The organism is Paenibacillus lemnae, from assembly GCF_012933385.1.
Lineage (GTDB): Bacteria > Bacillota > Bacilli > Paenibacillales > Paenibacillaceae > Paenibacillus_AQ > Paenibacillus_AQ lemnae.
The window spans coordinates 115,266-127,628 of the sequence record NZ_JABBPN010000012.1; the positions used below are offsets into that span (position 1 = coordinate 115,266).

Genomic DNA, 12,363 nt, shown 5'->3' on the forward strand with positions numbered 1-12,363 from the left:
ATGAATAGAATTATACATCTTGTCCGTGAACGATTCTCCAGACATATTCAGACCCGGCTGACCGCTTATTTTCTGCTGATTCTGCTTCCGCTTGTCGTCATCAGCCTGTTTGCCGTGGAGCGGTCGCGGGGAATCTTGTATGACCAGGCTGTGGAAAGAACGGAAATGGCCCTAGCCTCGGCTATGAACCATTATGATCTGGCCCTGCAGAATGTAGAAGAAATCTCCACACTGATTGCAGCCGATCCGACGCTAAATGAACTGCTTAATCAAAACAGTACCGGTTTTTCCCCAGCTTCCATCCTGGATTTCTCCTATGTTCTGCAGCAGCTGTCCAACTCCGTGTCGGTCAATCGATTTATTTCCCAAATCTCGGTGTATCATCAAGCTTCCCAAATGATGATCTCCACCCATTTTGGCGGACGGAAGCTGAACTCGGAGCCGGAGCAGGCCTGGCTGGTGGAAGCAGCACGCAGGAACGGAACCGGCATTTCGTATGTTACAGCGACTTCCCCGGTCACAGAGATGCGGAGCTTCGGTAGATTGATCGGTACGGACAGTGTTTCCTTGATCCGGTCTATGGACCTGTATAACAGCGACCGGCAGTCGAATCTCCTTGTGGTGACCTATAATCAAAGCAAGCTGTTGAATATCCTGAAGACACTGCTGCCGTCAGACAACAGCAAGGTATTCCTGATGAATGACAAGGGAGAAATCATTGCCCAGCTCGGAGCTGGAAGACAACCAGGAATGAGCGTTTCACAGAATGCTCCAGCAGGGCAGATGATGGAGGTGACACAGACTTCCGGATATTCCGGATGGAGACTGTCGCTGGTACAGCCCAAAGACGAGCTGTACCTTGAAACGGACCAGCTTCGCTTGTTTACGTTTGGCATTATCGTACTCAGCATCTTATTGGCATTTATCATTTCATGGGTTGTATACAGCGGCATTGCATCCCCGGTGCTCAAGCTTTCTAGGGGGATCAAGCGCTTGAGCAGCGGAGATATGAGCGTACAGGTGGACAACCGCCGGAAAGATGAATTCGGATTCCTGATCCAGTCCTTTAACCGGATGGTGACCGTTCAGAAGCATCTCATTGAAGACCATTACGAACAGCAGCTCAGGCTGACCACAACCGAGCTCAAGTTCCTGCAATCCCAGATCAATCCCCATTTTCTATACAATACCCTCGACTCCATCTACTGGTCGGCCAAAAACTACGAGGCGGAGGAGATCAGTGAAATGGTCATGAATCTTTCCCGTTTCTTTCGGCTCAGTCTCGATAAAGGAAGGCAGCTGTTTACCCTTGAGGAAAGCATTCAGCATCTGCACTATTATCTCCGCATTCAGCAGCTCAGGTTTCTGGACAGCTTTGAAGTGGAGTATGACATCCATGAAGATACCCGGGCGCTTCACATTTTAAAGCTGCTTCTTCAGCCCCTGGTGGAAAACGCAATTCTCCATGGCATGGAAGGAAGGACAGAGGGGGGGCGCCTGGTCATTTCCAGCGAAATTATAGAGGAACTGCTTGTCATCAAGGTATGGGATAACGGACCAGGAATCGGGGAAGATCGTCTAAGCTATATCAAGAATGAGCTGGAACGGATGGAGAACCGCAGCCTCTCCTCCCTCTCTCTGGATCAGGAGCATGCCAATGATTTGTTTGGCCTGCGAAACGTCTACACGAGAATCCGCCTGTATTACGGGGAACGTGCAGGCCTTGAAATTTACAGTCATTCGGCTGAGGGGGCTGGCACCACGGCAGTCATCTCGCTTCCGCTTGAGGTCTGTTATCACGGAATTCAGCAAGAGCAGAAAGAGAACCGGGGAGGATTGGTGTTATGAAGCTGTTTATTGTGGAGGATGAACCACGTCTCAGAAATGCTATGGCCCATCATATTCCATGGGAGGATCATGGCATTGAGGTGGTAGGATTGGCTGCCAATGGGCTTGAGGCGCTGAAGATGACGGAGCGCAGGATGCCGGATCTCCTGCTGCTCGACATTCAGATGCCGGAGATGGATGGCCTGACCTTGATCCGGAGGCTGAAGGAGCAGCAGAAGCAGAGGACGGCGTTCACCAAAATGATTATTTTAAGCGGTCATGATAATTTCGCATACGCACAGGAGGCCTTGAAGTACGGGGTATCCCGATATCTGCTGAAACCGGCGGGAGAGGAAGAGATTCTGCAGGCCGTTCTGGATGCAAGAAGCTGTTTAAGAGAAGAGCTGGAACGCTGGCGCAGGACGATGGAACTGGAGAAGAAATGGACGGAGCATATGCCGAGTCTGCAGACTCAATTTATGTGGGATTGGGTGGGTGGTCGGCTGAGTGAACGTGAGCTGCTGGACCGCGGACAGCAGCTGCAGCTCAGCTTTACGGAACAAGACAGCTTTGCAGCTGTAGTCATTGGTCTAGATCCATTACTTGAGGAAGAGTGCAGGTTCAGTAGAGATGACGCAGAGCTGCTGCAGTTCACCATTGGCTGTCTGGCCAAGGAACTGCTTCCGGCCGCCTCGGTATGGGTATGCAAGGCTCCCGAAGATGACCTGCTGCTGATTATGAAGGCTGAAGAAGGGCAGCGCGGCAAGGATTTTATGTTTCATGTCCAAACGGCGGCTGTCCGTCTGCTGTCCCATACGAGGGAAATTCTGAAAGTGACAGCGAGTGCCGGGATCTGCGGAGGACCCGGTCAACTGGATCAAATGCCCCGTCTGTATGCCGAGGCTTGCCAGGCGCTGCAGGAAAGAGTCATCTACGGACCGGATATTGCGATTCCTTATAAAGAAATGAGGATGAGGGAGCGTTCCGCGTGGACGGGTCATCATCGGCTGGAGCGGCTGCTGGAGACCGCCTTGGAAACTGGAAACGATAGTGGTGTGCGCGAGGCTGTGGATGGAATCTGGATGCAGATGATTGAGCCTGCCTCCAGCGCGCATCAGTTCCAGGAGTCCTTTCTGTACATTATCAGCTTGTTAACACGCATTGTGGTGAAGCAAGGCTGGAGTGTGTGCGAAGTCGCAGAAGAGGAATGGGCCTATTTTCAAAATATACATCTGCTGCACACCCGCGACCAGGCCCGTACCTGGCTGGAGCGTACCGCGCTGCGGATTGCGGAATACAGCAGGAATCAGCGGAGTAACAGCAGCCATCAGCTGGTTTCACAGATGCAGGAGATGATATCAAAAGAAATACATCAGGATCTCACCCTGCATACCATTTCGGACCGGCTGTATGTCAACTCCTCCTATCTCAGCCGCTTGTTCAAGCAGGAGGCAGGAATGTCGTTTTCGTCCTATGTCACTGCTCAAAAAATGGAAAGAGCCAAAGCCGCTCTTCAACAGGGACATAAAGTGTATCATGCTGCCAGGATAACGGGTTACCGGGATGTCAGCTACTTTACCAAAGTGTTCCGTAAATACTGGGGGGTAACTCCAGGCGGAATCAAGCCGCTTTAACACGGAATCCCGGAGCGTAGGGCGCTTCGGGATTTTTGTTCTTCGCCTAAAGAGGCATGAAACTACCAGAAAAGGTCATGACTGTCACCTATTCTGCTTCAGGTCACCCCACTTACAATGGATTATACATCAAGCACAAGGGGGGAGATCGATGAAGCCGGAGAAGGATAAGCCGCAAGCTGGGACTGGCAAGAAGGCATACATGCCAACGCTGGCCAGAGACATACGTAAGGAATGGGATTTGTATCTGCTGCTGATCCCGGGGATTCTGTTCATTTTGCTGTTCAAGTACACCCCCATGTACGGCATTATTATTGCGTTTAAAGATTTCAATATTTTCACAGGCTTCGCGGACAGTCCATGGGTAGGCTGGAAGCATTTCGAGAAGCTGTTCACTTCGCCCGATTTCTCCAGAGTGTTTCAAAATACAGTCATCATCAGTCTACTGAAAATTATCATCCTGTTTCCGCTGCCGATTGTCATTGCACTTATGCTGAATGAAATGAAAAATATGATGTTTAAACGGTCGGTTCAGACCGTCATTTACCTTCCTCACTTTCTGTCCTGGGTGATCGTGAGCGGTTTATTTATTGATCTGCTGTCTGTTAACGGCGGCCTGGTGAACAAATTGCTGAATTCTATGGGGATGGAATCGGTCGCCTTCTTCCTCGATAACAGTGTCTTTCGAAGTGTGCTGGTGACCTCGGCGGGCTGGAAGGAGACGGGATGGAGCACCATTGTATACCTGGCTGCCTTTTCCATGATTGACCCGGCGCTTTATGAAGCAGCAAAAATCGACGGTGCGAGCAAGTGGAAGCAGCTGTGGCATATCACGCTACCTGGCATTGCGCCCATCATCATCCTGATGTTCATTCTCAGGCTGGGAAATATTTTGGAGGCCGGCACGGAGCAGATTCTCGTCATGTACAATCCCGTTGTCTACAAAGTATCGGATGTCATCGGCACTTATGTATACAGGCAGGGTCTTGGCAATCAGGATTACAGCTTTACCACAGCGGTAGGTCTATTCGAAGCCGTTATTTCGTTCACACTGGTCGTAGTTGGCAATTCACTCAGCAAAAAATACCTGCAGCGTGGAATCTGGTAAGGAAGGAGATGTGTTTATGCAGTTGATGAAGCAGGACCTCGATTTGAAAAAGATCACTGCCGGAGCAGGAGGAAATGCGATAAAATCCTCCCCCGGTGAGAAGCTGTTTGCTGCATTCAATTACGCTTTCTTTATCTTGATGGGCATGACGACGATGCTGCCGTTCATCAATCTGCTGGCCAAGTCGTTAAGCAGTGAGCAGGCGGTAGTGTCGGGACGTGTAGGCTTGTTCCCGATCGGCATCCAGTTTGAAACGTATTATTATGTGCTCCAGGATTCCATGTTTCTTACTTCACTTCGAACCTCGGTGCTTCTAACCGTCATCGGCACGGCGCTTAGTCTGTTCATGACGACAATCACCGCTTATCCGCTGTCCAAAACCCGGCTCCGGGGAAGGAAGTGGCTGCTGCTCATGTTCGTGTTCACGATGCTGTTCAGCGGAGGGCTGATTCCGACTTATCTGCTGATGCAAAATCTGAACTTGGTCAATACGCTGCCGGTGCTCTTCCTGCCGGCTATGGTCAACGTGTTTAACATGCTGATTATAAAAAATTATTTTGAAGGGCTGCCGGAGTCGCTGGAGGAGTCAGCCAAGCTCGACGGCGCAGGAAATATCCGAATCCTAATCCATATTATCCTCCCACTGTCCCTGCCCGTGCTGGCAACGATCGCTTTGTTCTTCGCCGTAGCCTTCTGGAATGATTACTTTGCTGCCATGATCTACATAACCAATCCGGAGCTCAAGCCGCTGCAGCTGTATCTCAAGGAATTGATCGTATCCTCGGGGGGAGAGTTTTTGAAAAACAATGTAGATGCCGCCATCAATATGACACCTCAGTCGATTCAGGCTTCTTCTATATTATTGGCCACAATCCCTATTCTGCTGGTCTACCCGTTTCTGCAAAAGTATTTCGTTAAAGGGGTGCTGGTCGGCTCCGTCAAGGGGTAAGCCGATATTCTTTAAAGGCGGTGATGCCGGGATCAATCGTGGATAGACGGAGAATCTTCACATTTCATCAATCCAGGGAGGTTATCGTATGGCAAAAAAATCAACCCTTCTCACCTTGCTGCTCGGCGTAAGCCTGGCACTGTCAGGATGCGGCGGAGGCGCAGAGACTCCCGCGTCACCGGGAGCGGATCCAGCTCCACAGCCTTCAGGTACACCATCGGAGCCGAAAGAAGAGGCTAAGCCGGAAATCCGCATGATCATGCAGTACGGCCTGTTTGATCCGGCCAAAGAATTCACGAGCAAGTATATTACGGAGAAAACAGGGTATCCCGTTCAATATGAAATGCTGCCAGCGGAAAATGCCGATGAGAAGCTGAACCTGCTCGTGGCAAACAAGGAAAACTTTGATGTGATGAAGCTTAATGCGGCCCAGTTCTATAATTTGGCTACCTCAGGAGCTCTAGAACCAATGGATGAGCTGCTGGAAGCTCACGGCAATCATATTAATCAGGCGATCAAACCGGAATCATGGGAAAGCGCCACAATTGACGGCAAGAAATATGCTATCCCGGAGACCGGTTCAGGAGTAAGTATTGGGGAGGAACTGATCATCCGCCAGGATTGGCTGGATGAGCTGGGCTTAAGCGTCCCGACTAATGCTGACGAGCTTTACAATGTCCTGAAAACGATCAAGGAGAAGAAAAATGTAATTCCGCTGACGGGCAGCAAGGACTCTATTTATGGAGACATTGCAACCACGTTCGGAGTACTTACAGACTGGAAGGAAGTAGACGGCAAGCTGGTGCATAAAGCGGAGCAGCCGGAGATGAAAGAATTTCTTGGCTATATGAATAAGCTGTATGCAGAGGGCCTGCTGGATACCGAAATGCCGATCAATACGGCACAGAAGGCGATCGAGAAATTCGCCAGCGGCAAGGCAGCGGCATACAAGCTGGCCTGGTGGAATGCGGGAAGCACAATAGCTGCGCTGAATGAAAGCAATCCGGATGCAAAAGTGAGCGTCATTCCTTATCTGAAAGGTAAAGATGGCAAGGCGGTCGTTGGAGCCAATGCCAATACGACATGGTTTATTGCCATTCCGAAAGCTTCCAAGCATAAAGAAGATGCGGTGAAGTTTCTGAATGCCAAGCTGGAGCCTGAAACCTTTAAAGGTCTGGCGATCGGTGAAGAGGGCGTGCATCACGAGGTGAAGGACGGCAAGTATTATCCGATCCTGCCGAAATTTAATGATGATCTGAACAATGCCAGTGCTTTTATGACAGGCGTGGATGAAGAGAAATATCCGATCTATTGGCAGGCACGTGTCCGCAAGGATCCGGTGCTGCAGAATTATTTCGAGACCTTCCAGAAGAATGCAGAAGGACTGGTCGTAGTCGATCCGATGTCTACGGCACCGCCGATCGATGCTGTATCGAGAAACACATTGAAGCTCAGAACCCTGCTGGATGATAATGCATTAAAATTTATTACCGGTTCCGAACCGCTGGAAAGTTACGATACCTTCCTGGCACAGTGGCGGGCCGAGGGAGGAGAGGATATGGTCAAGGCAGCGAATGAGTGGTACCAGTCTGCCCAATAACGATGTATGGAAACAAGCAGTCGGCATGTGTTGCGGCTGCTTTTTCCTCCCTATTCAAGGCTTGAGAAATCGTCTCATGGAGCCTATCCCCTTATTCGAAAGGTGGTCTGAATGTAATGAACAAGATTTTGCGGAGGCGGCTGGCCTCCATGCTGAGTGCTGCTCTTATGATCTCATCTGCTGTATTCGGTTTTGGAACTTCAGGGTTTGCGGCTGAGCGCCCTGAGGGAGGAGAAATGGCATCTGCGGCGGACTCTTCGAGCCCTCATGATTCCTACATGCTGGTATCACAGCAGGATGGCTTCAGCCTGTCCTTTACGGACATCAACCCTCCAGAAGAGGAACTGCAGCAAAAGGAAGGTTATCTGGCGGTATTTAGTCATGGCGCCAGGGTAACCGATGATGTCTATGATAACGATGTGCTGGTTCGTGAGCAGGAAGTGGCCATTATCGTGGATTCGGGTGGTATGGTGAGCCAAAAGCACGGCCCTGCCGATGAGGAGGGAAGTGTCTGGAATCCGGCTGCCACGGTTCCCATTCCGGAGGGCGGCTATATCGTCCTGGCTAAAGATGCAGCCTGGGACGATCAAGGATATCGGAAGCCGCTGCATGATCATTTTGCTGCAGGAAGTACCGTTAAGCTAATGTATAACGGAACGGAAATCCTGCCTGGAGAGCTGCCGCCGGGGAACCCGAGCACAGAACCAGGGCCACCGCCGGATTCTGAGCCTGAGCCTCAGCCCGAGCCGGATCCCGAGCTGCCGCCTGAATTGATTTTGAACACGCCGCCGGATTCGGTCGTATACATCCCGCTGCTGGAGGTGTCCGGCTATGTTAACAATGTTACGGAGGATCAAGATATGCGAATTACAATCGATAATACAGAAGTGAATATTAGCGCCAGCGGCAGCTTCAGGCAGAACGTTTACCTCAACCCGGGTCTCAATACCGTTGTCGTTAAGCTGTGGGAAGGACAGAACGAGCTGGCCGTTGTGCAGTTGAATGCCGTATACGATGCTGAAGGAGCCGGAGCTGATTATATTGAAGTGGAGGCGGCTCCACTGGATATTACGATCGGCGTAGAAGGGCCCCGCAAGAAATTGGATGTCATCGATCAGGATGTGACGGGCATTTCTAACATCATTGCTCTCTTCTCACGAGATTACGGGGAAAGCCTCATTGTGCCTCAATTTAATGTAGCGGCAGCTGTCGATGCAAGCAGCCGGGTTACCCAGGTCGTGAATCCGTCTATTAATGGTAAGCCGCCTGTATGGACTGGACCGACTGAGCTCGAAATTCCTGAAGACGGTTATGTGCTGATGGCCCATGACAACAGCTATGCCGGCAATGATATCAAACGTTTTCTCGCGGAGAAATTTAAAGTCGGTGATTTCATCAAGCTGCGGAAAAATGGCGAGGTTGTTCCTGTGAGAGAGCTTCAAAGCGGGAATGGTGCGGTAGCAAGACTTAAGCTGGACAATGCGTCCATGTACACAGTGACAGAGCCCCAAACTGTGGTAACAGGACTCATCGAAAATATGGATGACCCTGCTGCCTATACGCTAAAGGTGAACGATGTGGAAGTTCTCTTTAATGAGGACGGAAGATTCAGCTATACGCTCATGCTGCAGCCGGGAATCAACTATGGTGATGCCATCATACAAAAGCGGGGAGTGGAGCAGGACCGTCAGAGTCTGGCTGTCTTTTACCAGCAGGGGCTATCCTCCGGCAAAGACGTAATTCTGTGGGTAGACCAGGCGGCCAATGCCCGCAAATTCCAGAGCAGCGAGGATGTAAAGAATTTTCTGGATCAGGCTAAGGCAGCGGGAGTGACTTCCGTGATTCTGGATGTGAAGGGTGTGGAGGGGTTTGTTTCTTATAAGAAGAATGATCTGACCGGACGTCCATACGTCAGTGAAATCAAAGCACCTCAAAAAGCCGGCGCAAGCCCGGATCTGGATCTGCTGGAGGAGTTCATCACGCACGGTCATGCACTGGGGTTAAGCATACATGCCTCCATCAATGATTTTGCAGAAGGGTCTATCGCTCACCAGGAATTTGCGGTGCTGAATGACCACCTCGATTGGGAGGAACGGGTGTATTTTGCCGAGAATAACGGGGAAATCAAACGTCTGCGTGAAAATGCGAAACAGGGCTTGGTCGCTTTCGTGAATCCAGCGAATGACGAGGTCAGGGATTATCAGCTCAAAACCTTTGAAGAGATTATTAAAAATTATGATGTGGACGGCGTCGTGCATGATCGGGGACGCTATGATAACGAAGGCGCTGATTTCAGTGAAGAAACACGTGTGAAGTTTGAACAGTTCCTGGCAGCAAGAGACAAGCAGCTGGTGAATTGGCCGGAGGTTGTGTTTTACTACGACCAATCTGTTCGCGTATACGGGCCTTTGATTCAGGATTGGTGGGAGTTCCGCTCAAAGACGATCCAGAGCTTTTTTGCCGAAGTAAAAGATCTGGTGGACGGCTATGAGACGGTCAAAGGTAGAAACATTCAGGTCTCTTCTTATGTAGGTTCATGGTATGAAACGTACTATTTAAACGGCGTGAACTGGGGTAGTAAGAACTTCCGCTTTGATCAGCGTCTGAATCTCCCGGATGAATCCATATATACGCCCGAATATTACGAAACAGGATATATTGAATACCTGGACTTCCTGATGATCGGCGCTTATCAGACCACGAGCAGTGAAGTGAAGAAATATATTACGCTTGGCAATATTGTCACGAACGGAGAACTTCCGCTTTATGCGGGAATTGCTTTAAACAATGTCCAGACACCGGCCATGCAGCGCGAGGTGTTCCAGGCAGGCCTGAGCAGCACGAACGGGTTGATGCTGTTTGATGCATCCCAGGTTAACTGGCCGATTATTACCGCAGCCCTGCAGGATAAAGAGTGGGTGAAGGACTATCAGCTGGGCATGAGTCTGCCGGGCAAGCCGGAACAATTTATGGAAGGTGATTTCCACAATGTGAACCGGGTGGAGGGCAATATCAATGTCATGACCGATTCATTCGGCTACTCCACGGGCAGCAACCGGTTTGGCGTTGAAGTGGTGGTGAATGCAGCAGGACAGGTAGAAGATGTCGTGAACCGGGATCAGGCGATCCGCTGGAGCTGGGGAGCACCGGAGGAAAATAACAGCGTTATTCCTCAGGACGGGTTCGTTATTTCGGCGCTTGATCCTTCAGGAACAAGGACGAAAAGGCAGCAGGTTGCTAACGCTTATAACGATGGGGATCAGGTACGGGCATCTTTGCTGAGCGGACTTCTGGATGATGAAGGCAAGCAGGTTGCTGCTAACCGAGTGACCGTCGAAGGTCATGTGGAGGTTCTGGGTGCAGGAACGAATGTACAGGTTCGATTCAATGGACAGCCGGCACAGGTTCAGGCTGATGGTGATTTTGCAGGCGAAATCAAGCTATCGCCAGGAGCCAACAGCATTATGATCGATGTGTATGTGGATGAGATGAAAACAAACAGCAGGCTGATCGAAATGACACGGACTACCGGAGACGGGGGAGGCGACCCGGGGCACGGTAATCCAGGCAACCCAGGCAACCCAGGGAATCCCGGCAATCCGGGTAACCCCGGCAACCCTGGCGGAACCGGTGCAGGAAGCAGCGGAGCTGAGGGAAGCATAAAGGTTGTAAAGGAAGCCGCTGTGAACGGAAGCACCATCCTAACGGCTGAAATTTTGACAGAAGGCATGCTGAAGGATCTCGCAGAGATACTCAACGGAGGCAAAGCGCCGCGGCTTGTATATGAAATTAGGGATGATGCAGATTCCATCATCGTTAAGTGGCCATCAGCCGGCTTAAATGAAGTGCTGAAGCGCCATCCCTCCACCATACTGGTTCTCATTACAAAGAAAGGTAATTTAGAAATCTCCGTGGCATCCCTAAGAACGGGAGTGAATTCAGCCGGGACAGATGAGTTTTTCGTGTTCACCTTGTCGGAGCTTTCAGGCAATGAAGCAGCCTCCGTGCAAAATCAGATTCTAGCTCAAGGCGGACGGGTGGCGGCTGCACCAGTAAGTGTTAAGATCAACTGGTCCGGAAATGGAAACATAGCGGAAGATCTCCAGCTTGATGGAAGGGGAGCGGAGCTGGTTCTTCCTGCAGAAAGTGTTTTTAATTCCAAACAGCTTGCTGCCTTTAAAGTCAGTCCGGCGGGCAAACTGTCTTATGTACCGGTACTTATAAGTAATAATAACGGTAAAGGTGCCATCCGTATGAGAATATGGAACGAGGGAACCTACATTGCAGCCCAGCGGAGCGTCACTTTCGCAGATTCGGAGCAGCACTGGGCGGCTGCTTCCATTCGTGAGCTTGCCGCTAAGGGTTTAATAGCAGGTACAGGAGAGAACTCATTTACTCCCAATCGTTCTATTAACCGGGCTGAATTCACCTCCCTGCTGGTTAAAGCCCTGGGGATTGATACTAACCTGGCTGGATTATCGGGATTTAACGACGTAGATGCAGGCAGCTGGTATGCTTCTGCAGCAGCATCGGCTGCTGCAGCCGGGCTGATCCAGGGTTACCCTGGCGATGAGTTCCGGCCGAATGAAATCATTACCCGTGAGCAAATGTGTGTCCTGCTTCTAAGGGCGCTGAATTTCGCAGGCAAAAGCAATATATACTCTGGAGATATGAAGGTGCTTGATCACCTTCAGGATGAGAAAGAGATTGCTTCCTGGTCGAGGTCTGCTGTCTCTGCCGCTGTGGAAGCGGGGTTAATGCAGGGCCGTCCCTCGGGATATTTCGAGCCTGGAGCGCCTTCTACGCGGGCAGAAGCTGCAGTCGTCCTGAAACGTATGCTTCAGCTCGTTGGTTACATGGACTGATCAACCGTACCATTGACGGCCGCTTGAGGGACATTAGGCATAGATTTAAGATTGCAGGCAAGCAATAGAGTGAGGAAAGCAGTTTTGTAAGGTGGATGATCACCTGGGACTGAAAGAGCCTCATGAATCCATTAGATTAGAAAAATGATGGGGCTTATGCTCACGAACCGAACTATGTTCCTGCTTGGGAGTCCTATAAATCACTATTACATGCACCCGCCTTCCTTATTAAGGAAGGCGGGTGCACGGCTATCTAGTTCCTTTTGTGGATACCCCTTTTTAGCTAGTCCAGGATGAGCTCTGTCTTTAAGAACATGGGCTCATCTTTTTGCTGGCTAACAATGCTATAATTACCCCGTTTACTGCCTGTGTACTGAGCA

6 protein-coding genes are annotated in these 12,363 nt (G+C 50.5%); all 6 read left to right on the plus strand.

Annotated elements, in window-relative coordinates; genetic code table 11:
- The 6 genes from HII30_RS13770 (at window position 1) to HII30_RS13795 (ending at window position 11,983) form a co-directional block, all read left to right on the plus strand.
- Window positions 1-1,848: a cache domain-containing sensor histidine kinase gene (locus HII30_RS13770; RefSeq protein WP_169505612.1), complete on the plus strand. Its 1,848-nt coding sequence runs from the start codon at window positions 1-3 to the stop codon at window positions 1,846-1,848.
- On the plus strand, window positions 1,845-3,461 hold the full coding sequence (locus HII30_RS13775) for a response regulator (RefSeq protein WP_169505613.1): 1,617 nt from the start codon (window positions 1,845-1,847) through the stop codon (window positions 3,459-3,461). The genes HII30_RS13770 and HII30_RS13775 overlap by 4 nt, the downstream gene beginning before the upstream one ends.
- 151 nt (window positions 3,462-3,612) lie before the next feature.
- A complete protein-coding gene (locus tag HII30_RS13780; RefSeq protein WP_169505614.1) occupies window positions 3,613-4,569 on the plus strand; it encodes an ABC transporter permease in 957 nt (318 codons plus the stop codon).
- Between the two features lie 25 nt (window positions 4,570-4,594).
- A complete protein-coding gene (locus HII30_RS13785) occupies window positions 4,595-5,518 on the plus strand; it encodes a carbohydrate ABC transporter permease (protein WP_169505636.1) in 924 nt (307 codons plus the stop codon).
- A gap of 88 nt (window positions 5,519-5,606) precedes the next feature.
- Window positions 5,607-7,118: an extracellular solute-binding protein gene (locus tag HII30_RS13790; protein WP_169505615.1), complete on the plus strand. Its 1,512-nt coding sequence runs from the start codon at window positions 5,607-5,609 to the stop codon at window positions 7,116-7,118.
- 116 nt (window positions 7,119-7,234) lie between these two features.
- A complete protein-coding gene (locus HII30_RS13795; RefSeq protein WP_169505616.1) occupies window positions 7,235-11,983 on the plus strand; it encodes an S-layer homology domain-containing protein in 4,749 nt (1,582 codons plus the stop codon).
- Window positions 11,984-12,363: the final 380 nt, after the last annotated feature.